This is a genomic window from Roseivirga sp. UBA838 (assembly GCF_002296035.1).
GTDB classification, from domain to species: Bacteria; Bacteroidota; Bacteroidia; order Cytophagales; family Cyclobacteriaceae; genus Roseivirga; species Roseivirga thermotolerans.
Genome location: NZ_DBHC01000035.1, coordinates 104,277 through 121,335, shown reverse-complemented (window position 1 = coordinate 121,335; position 17,059 = coordinate 104,277). Strand labels below are relative to the sequence as shown.

The following is a 17,059-nucleotide window of genomic DNA, read 5'->3' as shown; positions in this document are numbered from 1 at the left end:
ATGCTAAAAATCGACATGCATACCCACATCATTCCGGAACACCTGCCAAAATGGGCAGACAAGTTCGGATATGGTGATTTCATTCATCTGCACCACCACAAAGAAGGGGCCGCTATGATGATGAAGGGAGCAAAATTCTTTAGAGAAATACAAGCCAATTGCTGGGACCCTGAACTACGAATTGAAGAATATGCCCGGCACCATACACAAGTGCAGGTAGTTTCAACCATTCCTGTAATGTTTGGCTATGATGCCAAGCCTGAAGATGGATGGGAAATGGCTCGTTTTCTCAACGACCACATGGCCGAAATATGCCACAAGTACCCTAAAAACTATGTTGGCCTGGCTACACTGCCTATGCAAGATGAAGACCTCGCGGTAAAGGAGCTGGAGCGTTGTAAAAATGAACTTGGTTTGCCGGGCATCCAGATAGGATCCAATATCAACGATAAAAACCTAAGCTCGCCCAAGTTTTTCCCCATTTTCCAAGCCTGCCAGGAGCTGGGTATGTGCATAATGATCCACCCGTGGAACATGATGGGCTTCTCGAGTATAGAACGCTACTGGCTTCCGTGGTTAGTAGGAATGCCGGCCGAAACTTCACGTGCAGCCTGCTCGCTAATATTTGGCGGAGTAATGGAGCGTCTCCCGGATTTGCGCATTTGCTTCTCGCATGCCGGTGGGTCGTTTTTACCTACTTTGGGCCGAATTGAACATGGGTTTAACTGTCGTCCGGACCTTGTGGCCATAGACAACCCCGTAAACCCCAGGGAGTATTTAGGAAAATTCTGGATAGACTCCATTACCCACGATGCCGACCTGCTCGAGTATGTACTAAAAATGCAAGGTTCCAAGCGCATTATGTTAGGTTCGGACTACCCCTTCCCCTTAGGCGATTTGGAAATAGGAGCCTACATTGAGGAAATGAATCTGGCCCCGGAAATTGTTGAAGATATTTATTGCAATGCCGCGCTGGAATGGCTCAATTTGAAACGCGAAATATTTGAGTAGTGAAGCACACAGCCATATCTTTTCTGGAAACCCCCATCGGTAAGCTCAAAATAGTGGGCGATGAAACGGCCATTAAACTGGTGTCGTTTACCGATGAGGCCGAACGCTCGACCGATGGAAAGGTTCCTAACATAGTTCGCACCTGTAAATTTCAGCTCAAAGAATACTTTGAGGGCAAACGCAAAACTTTTGACGTTCCGCTTGCTCCGGAAGGCACCGATTTTCAGAAAGAAGTGTGGGACAATCTGCTCAGCGTACCCTTTGGTTCAACCTCCACTTACGCCAAACAAGCCATAAAAATGGGTGACCTCAAAAAAATACGAGCGGTGGGTTCGGCCAATGGGAAAAACCCTATAGCCATAATTATACCCTGCCATAGAATAATTGGCACCGATGGCAGCCTGACCGGATATGCCGGAGGCCTGCATCGAAAAGAATGGCTACTTAAACACGAAAACTCCATACCTGGTTATAATCAACTGAAACTATTCGGATGATCTACGAAAACAGCTTAGCGTTTGCCCAAGAGGCAGACAAGAACGACCCGCTTAGAGAGTGGCGGAATGAATTTCACTTTCCACAAATAAAAGGTAAAGACGCTTATTACTTTACAGGCAACTCGCTGGGGCTACAACCCAAGCAAGCCCGCACTTTTGTGGAAGCAGAAATGAAGAAATGGGAAACCTACGGAGTCGAAGGTCATTTTGTACCCAAAGAAAGACCTTGGCTCAAGTTTCATGAAGCAAGCAAAGCCGCTCTGGCTAAAATTGTAGGTGCTAAACCCCTGGAGGTGGTATGCATGAACAACCTTTCTGTAAACCTTCACCTATTAATGGTTTCTTTCTTTAGACCTACAAAAAAGCGCTTCAAAGTGATTTGCGAAGCAGGTGCCTTTCCATCCGATCAGTATATGTTTGAGTCGCAACTCAAATTTCATGGATTAAACCCGGCCGAAGCACTTATAGAAGTGGCTCCCCGAACCGGTGAGCAAACCCTAAGAACAGAAGACATTATTTCTACTATTGAGCAAAATGCAGACGAGCTGGCCCTGGTGCTTTTTGGCGGATTGCAATACTACACCGGTCAGCTATTCGATATGCCGGCCATTACCAAAGCCGGCCATAAGGCGGGAGCCTTTGTGGGCTTCGATTTGGCCCATGCGGCAGGTAATGTTCCCTTGCATTTGCATGAATGGGACGTAGACTTTGCCACCTGGTGCTCTTATAAATACCTTAATTCGGGGCCGGGCAATGTAAGCGGAATATTTGTTCACGAGCGCTTTGCCTACGATAAAGATTTGCCTCGCTTTGCCGGTTGGTGGGGGCACAACGAGCAAGAGCGCTTTCTTATGGAAAAAGGCTTTGACCCCATGCCAGGGGCCGATGGCTGGCAGCTTAGCAACGTAAACGTAATTTCTACTGCCGCTCACCTGGCTTCGCTTCAACTCTTTGAACAAGTGGGCATGGAAGCATTGCGCGAAAAGAGCCTTAAACTCACCGGGTTTCTGGAGTACATCATCGATGAATTAAGTGGTGAAGACAAGCTATTTGAGATAATTACACCCAGAAACCCTCAGGAGCGTGGAGCTCAGCTTTCCATTTACTTCCACAGAAATGGTAAATTAATGTTCGATTATCTGGTAGAAGAAGGTGTAATAGGAGACTGGCGAGAGCCCAATGTTATTCGTATTGCTCCAGCTCCTATGTATAATTCGTTTGAAGACGTTTATCATTTTGGCCGACTATTAAAGGAAGCTATCAAGAAATATGCTGATGCATAGCTCTGCCACGACATACGATTTTAATGCTTCAGTCAACCCTTACGCTTATGGGGGCGAAGCACTGAAGCTCTCTTTTGCTCCCCTACAGCAGGCAGGCTTTACGGTTGTGGTAAGCAAAGGAGGTTTAGGCAAAATTTTTTAACCTATGAGTAAAAAAGTAACAGTGCTTGGAGCCGGGCTTGTTGGCACATTGCTCTCCATCTTTTTAGCCAAAAGAGGCTATAATGTTCATGCCTATGAAGGACGCCCGGACCTCCGGAAATCTCAATTGGAAGGCGGTCGTTCTATCAACCTGGCCTTGAGCCATAGAGGACTTAAAGCACTGAAGGCCGTGGGGCTGGAAGACGAAATTAAAGCCCGATACATACCAATGCCCGGTAGAATGATACATGATACGGCCGGCAACTTGGACTTTCATCCCTACGGAAAGGAAGGACAGTTTATCAACTCCGTTTCGCGCAGCGGACTCAATGAACTATTGCTTAATGAAGCCGAAAAAGCAGGTGTTTACCTCCATTTTGAACACCGATGTAACCGGGTAGATCATCAAACAACCACGGCCTACTTTACTACACCCCAGGGAAGTATTGAAGTAAACTCCGATTTTATATTTGGGGCCGATGGCGCCTTTAGCGCTTTGAGAAATTCATTTATGCGCACCGATAGGTTCAACTATGAGCAGCACTATATAACGGCCGGTTACAAAGAACTTCATATTCCGGCCACCACTAAGGGCGAGTTTGCTATGGACCCCCATGCCCTGCACATTTGGCCAAGAGGTAAGTTTATGCTCATTGCCCTGCCTAATTTAGACAAGAGCTTTACGGTAACTCTTTTTCTTCCCTTTGAAGGAGAAAACTCTTTTGCAAGTTTGCAGAGCCCTGACCAGGTTCTGACATTCTTTAACCGTGAATTTGCCGATGCCGTACCCTTAATGCCCGACTTTGTAGAAGACTTCTTCAGCAACCCAACTTCGGGCTTGGTTACAGTGCGGTGCTATCCGTGGGTAAAACAAAACTGCGCCCTTATTGGCGATGCCGCTCACGCCATAGTTCCGTTTTACGGACAGGGCATGAATGCGGGGTTTGAAGACTGTCATGTGCTAAACCAACTGCTTGAAGAACTAGGAACCTTGAATGCCGAGGTACTTAGCCGGTATCAGGAACTGCGCAAGCCGGACGCTGAGGCCATAGCCGATTTGGCCCTATACAACTTTATAGAAATGCGCGACAAGGTAGCCGACCCTAAATTCGTTCTTCAAAAAAAGATTGAAAAGCGACTGAATGAGCTCTACCCTAATCAATGGCTTCCGCTCTACTCAATGGTAACCTTCAGTGATCTTCGTTATTCCGAGGCCCTGGAAATTGGGCGAAAACAGCAGAAGATTATGGATAAGGTAATGGAGCAAGAGAGTCTTGAGGAACATTGGGAGAGCCTGGATTTTGAGTCGATTGTCAGGCAATTGTAAATCTCGAACGCTCCATTACCGGTGTACGCCCTTTCATTAATTTAAAAGTCCTGTTAAAGTTCGAAAGGTTATTAAAACCCACTTCATAAGCAATTTGGGCGATAGTCATTTCAGAATTCTTGAGCAATTCAGTGGCTTTCTGCAGCCTGATTTCATTGAGGAAGTTGAGATAGGTTTTTCGGGTGTGCTGTTTAAAATAACGGCAAAAGGCTGCCTTGTTCATGTGGACCACTTCGGCCACTTCTTCTAATTGAATGGGTCGGTGATAGTTTTCCAGGGTGAACTTAAAAACATCGTCTAACCTTCGGCCATGTTGTTCTTTTAAAGGCTTTTGAGGCCACTGGCTTAATACCTGAGACTCTGTTCTTCCGAATTCATCAACCAAGCAGAGAATTTGGCCAAGTCTGGAAAGCGGGTTGGCCTCAAATACTGCATTCATCTGGTGAATCAGCTTTGGGCTGGCAGTAGGGTTTATCTTTAAGCCACGATCCGCGGCCAACAGCAAGCCCTCTAACTGACTCAACTCAGGAAAAACAGACTGTCCCTTTTTTACAAGGTCTGGTTTAAAGAAGATAGTTTTGGCCAAAACCCGTTTGTCTGTTTGCTGGTAATATTCCGCTTTGCTTCTGAAAACATGGGGCACATTACTGCCAATTAAGTAAACCTCATTGGGCATGAATTCTCCCAGGTAGTCTCCATAAATAAGCGTTCCTTCACCCTTCACAATCCATGTTAGCTGCAACTCCGGGTGCTGATGGAGCTTGTCGTAGAAATAAGGCTCATCATCAATTTGCAAATGGAACGAGCTGTTTTCAACCTTCGGAATTTTGAAAGGAAGAACTTTCATCAAGGAAATCTAAATATTTTAAGCAGAACAAAATTATTTCATTGTTAAAATAAACTTGACTTGATATGTCCACTTTGAAAGATTCTAATCCACTATTTAAAATATAATTTTGCATTTTTTATATTTATTTTTTGATTTTACTTTTTATTATAAAATTTATAAACTAAGTTCATCTCACTTTCAGCTCCGGAAAAAAGAAAGAATGACGCTCATCCTGCCGCTTGGCGAACGAACAAATAGCAGACACAGTACTAATTCATCCATTAATTCTAAGAATAGTATAGTAGCTGCTTAAGGAGGATTCCGAAAAGCCTTAAGTGAGTAGGCTTCAAATAAACAAATAACAAATCATGAGAAAAATTCTAAGTGTTGCCTTACTTGTTATAGGCATGATCTCTTTCAGTGCTACTGCACATGCCACGAAATGGACGTATAGCTTCACAGAAAACGTTCAGGGTTGTGAAATAACTCACGAATATTGTGATAGAAAATTTTTATCAACTGACGGATGTGAATATGGAGATACCAGAGCCGTTTTTGATGCAACTAGTTCTGCATGTGTCAATATGTTGATGATGTCGGAAAGAGAATGATAGGTTTGAAAGTCAATTTTCTATTAAAAAAGCGTAACCAAAAAGGTCACGCTTTTAATGCAAGAGTTATTCCTTTTTTGTCCTGCTTTTCAGTGTTTATTTTCTCTTGTGAAAAGGGAAAAGAAAAGTTATACAAGGAAGGCAAAATAGATGACTATGAATACCACGATACCAAACTCCAGATTGTAGATACACTAATATTAGGAGAAAACGACTTTTTTGATCCATCATCAGCCAACTTAACTTATGAGAAAGAAGGGGAATACTATTGTTTTGTAAGCCGTGGAGGCGTTATCAGGGTCTACGATAAATCAGGGAAAATTAAATTCCTTTTCGATAAAAAGAATCTTGAGAATCATTATGAATATCCAAACTCACTTCCAATCGCTTATGAATATATGCCAAAGGAAAATAAAGCATTATTACTGTTTGCTGGAAACCCCACATTATTCATTGTTAATGAGTTTGGGAAAATTGACCAAAAAATTAATCTTGAATTTCCAGAAGATTTATGGTTTCTTAAAATACCACATTTAGAATATTTAAATCATGAGAAGTTAGTTTACATATCAGTTGGTAACATAATAGGTATTAACAATTCAAAAGAGTTCTTTCAGAAATCCCCTCTCATGGCTGCGTTTAACTTGGAAGGAAAGTTCATCAAGAGTATAGGAGCATTTCCTAAAAATCTAGCAGAGGTAGGTCAATTTAGTCAAACACCCTTTCAGTTCTTTAGATATAGCCAAATAGACAACAAACACTATTTCTTATTTGACCATGAGGACAAACTGAGGGTCTATAAAGATGACAATCAGCTTGAGCTCATTAGTGTAAGAGCTTCACATAGATCATATACCTTCAACCCTTCTAGTATTCCATTTTACTCTGAAGAAAGACTTCCAGCACCTACAAATGACCTCAATCATTTCTTTGTAAAAGAAATGGGTAAAAATGTTTTTTATCTAGGCTACCAACGATTATTAAAATCTCATGGAGATAATGATGTCTACCTAATGAAAGTAAATCTTGATAAAAAAACAGCGTATGAAGTGAATCTCTCTAAAACGTTTATAGGCCCCTTTAATCCAAAATTATCAGGAGTTATTGAAAGCGATACATTAGAATTTTTTCTAAGCAGCGCTTTTAGTGATAAAGTTCAAGTGGTTAAAGCAATAATGGATATTAAATGAGAATATACGTAGCACTAACCTTTAAATTGATTTTTGTCAACTTTTGTGTAGCTCAAGAACAATTGCCATTTCTTGATAGTAAAGACTCGATCATTGTTTTTAAGCAAAATGGAGAATTATACCTATCCACTGAAGATCTGGTTACTATTGATGAGTTTATCATTTTAGAGAACTATAAGTTGATAACATCAGTAAAGTTTCCAGGTCAGGTTTTTATCTATGACCAGAATAACCTTCTACACGATAAGATAGAATTAAAAGGACATCGTGAACCTGCTGTTTCTGGTCTTTACCAAATGGATAACAAAGCCTTTTTTGCGGCAAGGCCTGAAAATAGCCATCAATACAGAATAGATTTTATATCTGGAAAAACAAGGGTCAAGAAAATTAAACTGCAATATGAGTCTTCTAAAAAGGTCTACTATCAAAAAGAGATTAATACACCCAACGGTCATCTTTTGATACATTTTGACTCCTATGGTATTAAGTCCAATGGACATGAAATTGAAGCAGCTGTTCTATTTAAAAAGGCCAATGAAGAACTAGATACCATTTCAGTAATCCATAAAACCAGTGAAACAACTTTCTTGAACCCTTACAAAAGTATAAACTATCAAGTTTCCTCAATCGACAACAACAAATTCTATGCGATTCAAAACTTCAGAGAAGGCAAAGTGATAGTACTTAGTGAGTCAGGTGAACCAATAAATGAACTAGACCTAAAACAGGTAGCTTCTGATACTGATTCAAAACTTATTTATGGATACTTTGCTGGTCAATACGACTACTTTTCCAGAGTCGTTAGTGATGATTTTACTAAATCGAGTTACCTGTATATAGGAGTCTCAAAGGCCTCCAAGTCAAATGGGCTTATTTTCAAATGGAACAGCGATTCTAAAAGCTGGGAAAAGCTACCACTTAAAAACCTACCTTTCTTAAATATTCTTGCCATCAGGGATTCAACCTTCTATTTTAAATTAAAGATTAACGAATCTCAGCAAGGAATCTACAAGTCAGCTTTTCAAAAGTGGGAATAGTTTCACCGCTATCGGATGTAAGCTTCCCTTTGGTTCGGTCCATTCAAAATTGGAGTTTTGATTAATTAAGGCAGCATACTCATTAGGTGTTTTATATCCGAGAGATTTGTGTGGTCTGTTTTGGTCGTAATCCAACATCCAATCATGAACGGTTTTACTTGCTTCATCTAAGTTGAAAAAACCATATACATTGAGTATAGAAACAAGTCAGTAAGTCAGGTGGTTAATTTTTTGCATAATCCATACTAATGAAACCCATTTTTGGCATAATTCTGAAAACAATGAGCATATATATTTCATGCTCATTGTTTTCGTTTTCACTGGTTAGTCTATTGGATTTTTTAGAAGAAAGCGCAAGAATTTTAGGATTAATAACCGCACCTTTAACCTTTGCTCTTCTGGCTTTTTTAACACAGAGGTATACAACGAATAAATTTTTGATCTGTTTAAATTTAACAATAGTGCTTCTTCTCCTAAAAAGTGAGCTACTCATATTATATTTCGAAGCATGCGATATATCTAACAAGCACAACTTCCTTACCGGAACCATATCATTTTCTTGTGTAGCAGCTAGCATTTACTTAATCTTTCGGGTTTTCAAAAGTAAATTATCAAAGATAGATATTGGGCTAGTTGTTACTTCGATACTGTTTTTTGAATTTGCATCTAGGGTAGAATATTTGAGTTTGTTATCCCTTCTTTATTCTCTCTAAATTCAGGCATAAGTACAAAACGGATTTTTAAAATAAATGGGGCTAGCCCTATTTGTTTTATACCATAATATATACTTGTCTTATGTGAAATAATACAAACAGTCAAACCCTGTTCAATGATATCCAATTGAATCATTATCAAAAGCTGAACTCTCCAAGGCATTATTGCCTGTCTTATAGGTGTCCGCAGGGGTGCGACCTGTCGCAAACCTAGAAGGAACACCTACAAGAGGGCGAACAGTCGGTCAATACAGAGGAATACGGATAAAGGGTGATGGCGGAGGCTCTGGCTATTGTAGCCCAGGAAAGGATGGAAGAGGAAAGCAGTGCTTGTCAATTCCTCCGGGTTACGGTTGCACTGGAAATGAGTTCATTTAGGAAATTGAGGCGGAATAAACTTGAACGGATCACCTTATTGGAGCAATAGAATTGTTCCGATAATTATTTTTAGATTATAGAGCTACTCATTGAGCACTATACCCATGGAATGTAAAACACTTACTAACAAGCCATGTCATTGGTTAAACATCCAAAAATGGTTATAAGCTAAGCAAAAAAGGGTTTTCAAATAGGATCTCCTGAGTCTTGCCACTTAATTAAGCAACCCTACCAAACTAATGAAGTTATATTGTCTTTTTATTCTAATAATCTTTTTGATTTTGTTTTCTTGTTCAAAAGAAAACAAAATCAATTCAACAGATTGGAACCATAAAAAAACCAGCACATTAGCACCATCTAGCTCAATTATTCTAACGTTGGATTCCACTCAAGGACTGTTTAACAATAACCTCAACCAGTTCGAGTATAAAGGAAAAACATTCTTCACCTTTTTTAATCAACTAACTGGTAACCTACACTACTATGACGCTGACAGCGGCAAATCGTTTAAGGTTGTATCATTTCAAAGTGAGGGACCTGATGGTATCGGGAATCGCAAAGACCTTATTGCCCATCTACCCATTGGCATGGACTCGGTATTTATCTATAACGGCTGGGAACTCAGGGCCTTTCTATTTAATGGAAGGGGTGAAAAACTGAGAACATACAACTTTGGTGAATCTGACCTTTTCCGCTCCAATGGTCCATTCAATTTTGCGATAACCAACGACAACCGATTATATAGACATGGGAAAAAGATTTACATAAACGCTCAGGGATTACCCGACACCAACTTTGGCAACAAACCCGTTCTACTTGAGTTCAACCTGGCCACTGAAAATTTAACAGGCCTCATTTTCCCTCCTCAATCATACGCAACACACTGCTGGGGCATTAACTACTCCACCAATACCTTCAGCTGCTACGCTGAAAAAAGAAAGGAATTCATTATCAGTTATGGAATAGAACCTCATATATACACTTACTCCCAAGATGGACAGTTGAATAAAAAGCTCACTCTAGGTTCAGAATACTTCAACAACATTAAGCCCTACTCTTCTAACCTCTCCGACTATATGGACATGTCTACTTATGAAGAAAGGAGTAACATCAGCCAAATGAACCCCAAGTATTATAAAGTACTCTACTTTCCAAATGCTAAGGAAGAGTACTTTATCCGCGAAACTTTTCTTCCAAGGAGTAAGGAGGAAATTCAATCGGGAGCATCCCACTTAAGAAAAACATTTATCATTGCCGACAGACACCTACAAAAGATTGGTGAGTATAAAGTACCCAAGCAGTATACCACTTCGGTTTTCTTTACCTCTAAGGAAGGAATATACATTGCCGATTTTGAGCATTACATGGAGAATGAGGGAGTAATTAAGTTCGATTTACTCATCCCACAACGAGTGAGCGAAGCGAAGCAGCAATGATTATGCAAATATCTCATCACTATTGATCAATTTCTAAGAAGCAGGGCTCTATCAGCTACCGTAGCTTTGAGAAAAATTTAAGCTATGAAAGTGAATTGGGAAGGGGTGTACCCGGCTGTTACCACCAAATTTACGGCAGACGACCGCCTTGATCATGAAATGTTTGCTAAAAACATCGAAGCCCAGCTAAGCGCAGGAGTTGACGGAATAATACTTGGAGGCACCCTTGGAGAGGCCAGCTCATTGATGGAAGACGAGAAAGATGAACTTGTAAAGTACACTGCAGAGCTGGCTAAAGGTAAGGTGCCGGTAGTAATGAATATTGCCGAGCAAACCACCAAAGGAGCCATAAAAGCAGCAGAAAAGGCCAAAGCCAATGGAGCCAATGGCTTGATGATGTTGCCTCCTATGCGTTACAAAGCCGATGATCACGAAACGGTAACTTACTTTAAAGCAGTGGCCCAATCCACCGACTTGCCCATAATGATCTACAACAATCCGATAGACTATAAGATTGAGGTAACCCTGGATATGTTCGAGTCGCTAATGGAGTGTGAAAATATACAGGCCGTTAAAGAGTCAACCCGAGACATCTCTAACGTTACCCGAATGAGAAACCGCTTTGGCGACCGGTTCAAAATACTTTCAGGAGTAGACACTCTGGCTTTGGAGAGCATGCTCATGGGTGCCGATGGATGGGTTGCGGGGCTGGTATGTGCCTTTCCTGCCGAAACCGTTGCCATATATCGATTGCAAAAAGCGGGGAAAATCAAGGAAGCCAGAGACATATATCGCTGGTTTTTACCGCTTCTTGAACTGGACATTAATTCCAAACTTGTTCAAAACATTAAACTGGCCGAAGTGGCGACCGGCATAGGCACAGAAAATGTGAGAGCACCCAGACTCCCTCTACATGGAGAGGAAAGAAAAAAAGTGCTTCAAATTATTGATGAGGGTTTGAAAAACCGACCGGTTCTGCCAGATTACCTCAATATTTAGAGAAGCTAAGTCAGGATCGTCACCTTGTCCCGAGACTTCGGGATCAGGGTCTTCTCAGTATTAGGTTACAATTTCCTTACGATTCTGAAACAAGCCTACTTGTGGGCAAACCCGTTCGGAATGACATCGGGTTAGAGCAGAGGTAAATCAAAGTTTTATCTTTTGACCTCCACCATTCTGAAGGGACAATCCTAAACTTTGAAAGCGAACCTGACGGACAAAAAAATATAACTTAAACTAACCATACGCCCTTGAAAAAGAGGTTCTTTTGTATCGATGCCCATACCTGTGGCAACCCTGTGAGACTCGTTGCCGGTGGGGGGCCTCCTTTGGAAGGCGCAACCATGCGCGAAAAAAGATTGCACTTCATGGAGAAGTATGACTGGATTCGCAGAGGACTCATGTTTGAACCTCGCGGGCACGACATGATGTCCGGATCCATACTTTACCCACCTTCCGACCCACAAAACGATATCGGTGTGTTGTATATCGAAACCAGTGGTTGCCTACCCATGTGCGGGCATGGTACCATCGGCACCGTTACCATAATGCTGGAAGAAGGGCTGGTTAGTCCAAAGACACCCGGCATATTGCGCTTAGAGACACCTGCGGGGCTGGTAGTGGCCGAATATGTTCAGGAGGGTTATGAAGTTAAGTCTGTAAAAATCACCAACATTGCCTCCTATTTACACCAAAGTAAAATAGAGGTTGACTGCCCCCAGTTGGGTCGGCTACAGGTAGATGTGGCCTATGGTGGTAACTTCTATGCCATTGTAGAAACACAAGAAAACTATAGCGATTTGGCTGACTATTCGGCTCTCGAACTTGTGAGTTGGAGTCGAGCCATTCGAGCCATACTCAATGAACAACACAATTTTATTCATCCCATCGATGAAAAAATTCAGGGTCTTTCTCATGTAATGTGGACCGGCCAACCCACGCAGCCCGGGTCTGACGCCCGCAATGCTGTCTTCTATGGCGAAAAAGCCATAGACCGTTCGCCTTGTGGCACAGGCACTTCTGCACGTATGGCGCAACTAGCTGCCCATGGAAAACTCAAAAAAGGTGATAAATTCGTTCATGAAAGCATAATCGGGAGTCAGTTTGTGGGTAGGGTAGAAGAACAAACCCAGTGTGGCGATCGGCCAGCCATTATTCCAAGTATTGAAGGCTGGGCCAAAATAACCGGCTACAACACCATATTGATTGACGACTCCGACCCTTATGCTTATGGGTTTAGCGTAATATAAATGAGTACACAACGGGTTTTAGTAGTAGGCGCAGGCATTGTAGGGCTTAGCACCGCGTATTATCTACAAAAGCGAGGGCTGCAGGTAGAAATTATTGATGCCGGAGATGGCAACAATAACTGTTCATTTGGCAACGCGGGCTACGTTTCTCCGAGCCATCTTATTCCTTTGGCTTCACCCGGTATCATTAGCCAGGGGCTGCGCTGGATGCTGAATCCGGAAAGTCCATTTTATATTAAACCCAGGCTTAACAGTGATCTGCTGCGCTGGGGCTGGTTGTTTAAGAAAGCAGCTACCCATGGCAAAGTTCAGGCGGCAGCTCCGGTACTGCGCGACCTGATGGTAAAATCACAGCATCTTTATGAGCAAATCATTCATGAAGAGCAAATTGATGCAGGCTACAAAAAGCCCGGCTTGCTGATGATCTGTAAAACGGAGCAAACCTTAAAGCATGAAGTAGAACTGGTAGAAATGGCCCAGAAGATGGGACTGGAAGCAGAAGTACTCACACGCGAGGAAACGGAACGCCTGGAACCTGCCGTGAAATACGACATGCATGGGTCCGTCTATTTTGCCTGCGATGCCTGGATGACCCCACATCAGTTTATGAAGTTGTTTCAGCAAAAGGTAGCAGCACTAGGCGTCAAAATTCATTATGGGCAAACACTAACAAAGTTGGTGCGCGACAATGGAAGAATAACCCGCGTAACTACACAAGACAACAGCTTTGAAGCCGATCATGTAGTGATAACAGCCGGCTCCTGGTCTCCCCTTCTGGCCAAGCAAGTGGGGTTGAACATTCCTCTCCAGCCGGGAAAAGGCTATAGCTTTATGCTCAACAACCCACCCAAAATGACTTCGTTGCCGGCCATTTTAGTAGAAGGCAGGTTAGCTACTACGCCCATGCAGGACGGCTTACGTTTTGCAGGAACCATGGAACTTTCCGGTCACAATCATGACATCCGACAAAACCGTATCAACGGCATTGTAAAGAGCATTAAAGAGTTTATGCCCGACTTCCGCGATGTAGACTTTAGCACCGTTAAACCCTGGGCGGGGCTGCGCCCTTGCACCCCTGACGGATTGCCTTACATAGGAGGCACCAAAAAAGCCAATAACCTGTACATTGGCACCGGACACGCCATGCTGGGCTGGACCCTCGGCCCAGTAACCGGACACCTTTTGGCCGAACAAATAACAGAGAAAAAGATGTCTATTCAATCTCCCCTAATTGGGGTAGACCGCTATGCTTAAAATATTTTAGTATTTTGCTCTCAATTAAAGAGCGAATTAGTCCTCTGGTAAACAAAAAAACCCTTCTTTGGTTTTTATCCTTTGGATTCAATTGAATTCGTTCGGATTTTAGGAAGCCTCAACCTCCAATTTTCAGACTACTAATCCATGGCCAAAACTGCTATTGTTATTGGTTCAGGGATAGCCGGTATTGCCGCTGCTATTCGCCTGGCCAAAAGAGGTTATACGGTTTCTGTATTCGAAGCCAACAACTACCCGGGAGGTAAGCTTTCCGAAATCCGGCTTGGAGCTTATCGCTTTGATGCCGGCCCCTCTCTGTTTACCCTTCCTGCTTTGGTAGATGAGCTTTTTGAACTTTGTGGCATGAATCCGGCCGACTCATTTGTTTATGAGCAACTGGATGAAACTTGCCGCTACTTCTTCCCGGATGGCACCAAGCTTACAGCCTGGGCCGACAGAGAAAAGCTAAAACAAGAGTTTCTTGAAAAACTTAACGAGCCCAAAGAAAATGTAGAAGCCGCCTTAAACCAAAGCCAGTGGTTATACAGTCAATTGGCTCCACTCTTTATAGAAAAAAGCCTTCACAAGCCCGGTACATGGTTGAGTACAAAGGCCTTTGCGGCCTACTCCAGGTTACATAAGTTCGATTTTAACCGAACCATGCACGAAGCCAATTCCAAGCGGTTCGAAAACGAAAAAACCACACAACTTTTCAACAGATATGCCACATACAATGGTTCTGATCCATACCAAACACCAGCCACACTTAACATCATTCCTCATCTGGAATTTGGTATTGGTGCCTATTTCCCCAAGGGGGGTATGCACAGCATTACCCAGACTTTGTATGAATTAGCAGAAAAGGTTGGCGTTCGGTTTTACTTCAATACTACCGTACAAAAAATTGTGGTGCACAACGGCACGGCTAAGGGAATAGACACCCACATGGGCTTTCATAAGGCCGACAGAATTGTGTGTAATATGGATATGGTTGCGGCTTATAGAACATTGCTGAAAGATCAACATCAACCTAAAAAGTTATTGAACCAACCCAAGTCCAGCTCTGCCCTTATTTTCTACTGGGGCATAAAAAAAAGCTTTCCTCAATTGGGCTTACACAACATCTTCTTTACTTCTGACTACAAGCGCGAATTCGAACATATATTCGATAAAGGCAGCCTTTTTAAAGACCCAACTGTTTATGTGAACATAACTTCCGTTATGAATCCTTCCGATGCTCCAAGCGGTTGCCAGAATTGGTTTACCATGATTAATGTACCCAACAACCAGGGGCAAGATTGGGACTACCTGATACAATATGCCCGAAAGGCTATCATTAATAAGCTTTCTGAAAACCTCGGCACCAACATAGAATCTTTTATTGAAGAGGAGTCGGTGTTAGACCCCAGGCTTATTGAGTTAAAAACAAGTAGCGTAGCTGGTGCTCTCTACGGAAATAGCTCTAACAACAAGTTTGCTGCTTTTCTAAGGCACCCCAATTTTTCTTCCAAAATCAGGCATCTCTATTTTTGCGGAGGCAGTGTACACCCTGGTGGAGGGATACCTCTTTGTCTTTCGTCAGCAAAACTGGTGGATAAACTAATGAATCAGTGATGCCTCTACTATCTGTGTACTATCGGCCTCTTGGTTAGAGTAGAAGGCTCTGTACTGAGTGTACCGATGCATAATTTGCTTTACATAGTTTACCGGCTCCGAACCACGACAATAGCCAAACTGAACCACAGGGTCGGTATAATATTCAGACGTTGATTTCTTAATTAAATACTTAGCTACAACCTCCCAACTGGTTGGGTCTTCACCAAATTTCTCGGCCAGCTTCATGGCGTCTCTTACGTGTCCCTGCCCTACATTATAGGCTCCCAAGCTAAAGCGCAGTCGCTCTTCTTCGTCTTCGATCTCACTTTCCCAATACGTCATAAGCCACTTCAAATGGTTTACTCCGGCTTCAATGTTTTCTTCCGGATTGTACACATCTTCAACCTCATACTCATCAATTACCTGAGAGGTAAGTTGCATTAACCCCTTAGCCCCAGCCCATGATTCTACCCTGGGATTGAACTTGGATTCCTGATATATTACCGAGGCCAAAAGCAACCAATCTATACCTAAACCGCTGGCGGCATCCATAATTATTTCATCGTAAGGAGATATTTTACCCTGGCTGATAGAAGAGTAATCGCTGGTAGCCCGTATTCTCTGGTTTTTGCTACTTCTAAAATACTTGTCGTAAATCACGTAAAAATCGGGCTCTCGCTTCATGGCCTGAAGCCATTGGTCTGCAGCCTCTTTAAGTTGCAGGCTGTTTTTGCGCAAGGCCCAGGCAATCTGTTGGGGAAAACTCAGTTCGGTGGAAACGTCCAGAATCGGGTTATAACTCACATTAATGAGAGCCACATCCTCATCGGCCACCGTATAGTCTATTTCTCCGGTAGCTACCTGCTTAATGAGTGACTCGGTGTCTACATCGCCTTCAATTTCCACTATATGAATATCTGCTCCTATTTCGTCTGAAAGGTTCTCAAGGCGCTCGGCAAATGAGGACCCTTTTCTCACATGCACAGTTTCTCCAGCCAAGTCTAAGGGATTACGAATAAGCGAGGCATCAATCTGATGTTGCTTTAACTGGCGCCAGTTGTCCGGTTTCTTTTGCACCAACACTTGCCTTACCGTATTGTGCGGCTCTGTAAAGGCCACTCGCTCTGCTCGTTCACGAGTAATGGCCAGGTGATAGGCCATCAGGTCGGCTTCACCATTGTTCAACATTTCAAAAGCCTTCTCCAAGTTGGGAGTAAGTACAATCTGAAGCTCTACCTTAAGCGATTTAGCAAAACGTGTTAGTAGCTCATACTCATATCCCATGGGACGGCCCCTGTATATAAAGTAGCTGGTTGTGCTGTTGTCTACTACCGCAATGAGGCTACCCCGCTGTTTGATCTGCTCCAGATCAAAGAAAACGGGCTCTTCTTTAGCCACTTGCTGGCCCCCTTTGCCACCTTGACCATTCGAGCAGGCCAACAAAAAAGAGGAAACTAACAAGCTGAATATCAATGAACTATTCTTGATTCTGAAAAGTATCATGTCC

At 42.6% G+C, this 17,059-nt stretch carries 16 protein-coding genes; 12 read left to right on the top strand and 4 right to left on the bottom strand.

The genetic code is table 11. The features are described 5' to 3' along the window. Genes B3O12_RS12735 through B3O12_RS12715 form a run of 5 tightly spaced genes read left to right on the top strand, consistent with a single transcriptional unit; the run spans nt 1 to nt 4,259 of the window. A complete protein-coding gene (locus tag B3O12_RS12735; RefSeq protein ID WP_286743870.1) occupies nt 1-1,011 on the top strand; it encodes an amidohydrolase family protein in 1,011 nt (336 codons plus the stop codon). Then, nucleotides 1,011-1,508 (top strand): methylated-DNA--[protein]-cysteine S-methyltransferase, encoded by a 498-nt coding sequence (locus B3O12_RS12730; RefSeq protein ID WP_286743867.1) that lies wholly within the window; start codon nt 1,011-1,013, stop codon nt 1,506-1,508. The genes B3O12_RS12735 and B3O12_RS12730 overlap by 1 nt, the downstream gene beginning before the upstream one ends. Beyond that, the gene (gene kynU / locus B3O12_RS12725) at nt 1,505-2,791 is read left to right on the top strand and encodes a kynureninase (RefSeq protein ID WP_189629120.1); all 1,287 of its coding nucleotides are present in this window, start codon (nt 1,505-1,507) and stop codon (nt 2,789-2,791) included. Before B3O12_RS12730 ends, kynU begins: the two co-directional genes overlap by 4 nt. Beyond that, nucleotides 2,784-2,933: a hypothetical protein gene (locus tag B3O12_RS12720; RefSeq protein ID WP_286756543.1), complete on the top strand. Its 150-nt coding sequence runs from the start codon at nt 2,784-2,786 to the stop codon at nt 2,931-2,933. The genes kynU and B3O12_RS12720 overlap by 8 nt, the downstream gene beginning before the upstream one ends. A gap of 3 nt (nt 2,934-2,936) precedes the next feature. Continuing rightward, on the top strand, nt 2,937-4,259 hold the full coding sequence (locus tag B3O12_RS12715) for an FAD-dependent oxidoreductase (RefSeq protein WP_286756542.1): 1,323 nt from the start codon (nt 2,937-2,939) through the stop codon (nt 4,257-4,259). Here the strand turns inward: B3O12_RS12715 and B3O12_RS12710 are convergent. Continuing rightward, the gene (locus B3O12_RS12710; protein ID WP_286756540.1) at nt 4,246-5,106 is read right to left on the bottom strand and encodes an AraC family transcriptional regulator; all 861 of its coding nucleotides are present in this window, start codon (nt 5,104-5,106) and stop codon (nt 4,246-4,248) included. The genes B3O12_RS12715 and B3O12_RS12710 overlap by 14 nt on opposite strands. A gap of 589 nt (nt 5,107-5,695) precedes the next feature. Between B3O12_RS12710 and B3O12_RS12705 the strand changes: the two genes are divergently transcribed. Both B3O12_RS12705 and B3O12_RS12700 read left to right on the top strand, forming a co-directional pair. Then, nucleotides 5,696-6,889, top strand: coding sequence for a hypothetical protein (locus B3O12_RS12705; protein ID WP_286756539.1), 1,194 nt, complete (start codon nt 5,696-5,698; stop codon nt 6,887-6,889). Next, a complete protein-coding gene (locus B3O12_RS12700; protein WP_286743850.1) occupies nt 6,886-7,926 on the top strand; it encodes a hypothetical protein in 1,041 nt (346 codons plus the stop codon). Before B3O12_RS12705 ends, B3O12_RS12700 begins: the two co-directional genes overlap by 4 nt. Here B3O12_RS12700 and B3O12_RS18790 read toward each other — a convergent pair. Further along, nucleotides 7,903-8,124, bottom strand: coding sequence for an integrase core domain-containing protein (locus B3O12_RS18790; protein WP_353884908.1), 222 nt, complete (start codon nt 8,122-8,124; stop codon nt 7,903-7,905). The genes B3O12_RS12700 and B3O12_RS18790 overlap by 24 nt on opposite strands. Nucleotides 8,125-8,149: 25 nt before the next feature. Further along, nucleotides 8,150-8,503, bottom strand: a complete 354-nt coding sequence (locus B3O12_RS12695; RefSeq protein WP_286756538.1) for a hypothetical protein — start codon at nt 8,501-8,503, stop codon at nt 8,150-8,152. Nucleotides 8,504-9,394: 891 nt separating this feature from the next. Here B3O12_RS12695 and B3O12_RS12690 point away from each other — a divergent pair. The 5 genes from B3O12_RS12690 (at nt 9,395) to crtD (ending at nt 15,570) form a co-directional block, all read left to right on the top strand. After that, nucleotides 9,395-10,453, top strand: a complete 1,059-nt coding sequence (locus tag B3O12_RS12690; RefSeq protein ID WP_348655411.1) for a DUF4221 family protein — start codon at nt 9,395-9,397, stop codon at nt 10,451-10,453. Between the two features lie 84 nt (nt 10,454-10,537). Then, nucleotides 10,538-11,452: a dihydrodipicolinate synthase family protein gene (locus B3O12_RS12685; RefSeq protein ID WP_286756536.1), complete on the top strand. Its 915-nt coding sequence runs from the start codon at nt 10,538-10,540 to the stop codon at nt 11,450-11,452. A 251-nt stretch (nt 11,453-11,703) separates the two neighbouring features. After that, nucleotides 11,704-12,702 (top strand): 4-hydroxyproline epimerase, encoded by a 999-nt coding sequence (locus B3O12_RS12680; RefSeq protein WP_286756535.1) that lies wholly within the window; start codon nt 11,704-11,706, stop codon nt 12,700-12,702. After that, nucleotides 12,703-13,956, top strand: coding sequence for an NAD(P)/FAD-dependent oxidoreductase (locus tag B3O12_RS12675; protein ID WP_286756534.1), 1,254 nt, complete (start codon nt 12,703-12,705; stop codon nt 13,954-13,956). Nucleotides 13,957-14,103: 147 nt separating this feature from the next. Continuing rightward, complete coding sequence (gene crtD, locus B3O12_RS12670) at nt 14,104-15,570, top strand: 1-hydroxycarotenoid 3,4-desaturase CrtD (RefSeq protein ID WP_286756533.1); 1,467 nt, start codon at nt 14,104-14,106, stop codon at nt 15,568-15,570. On the opposite strand, the gene B3O12_RS12665 is transcribed toward crtD, so the two are convergent. Then, entirely contained in the window at nt 15,556-16,950 is a 1,395-nt protein-coding gene (locus B3O12_RS12665) for a transglycosylase SLT domain-containing protein (RefSeq protein ID WP_286756532.1), read from the bottom strand. The two genes, crtD and B3O12_RS12665, sit on opposite strands and share 15 nt — an antisense overlap. Nucleotides 16,951-17,059: the final 109 nt, after the last annotated feature.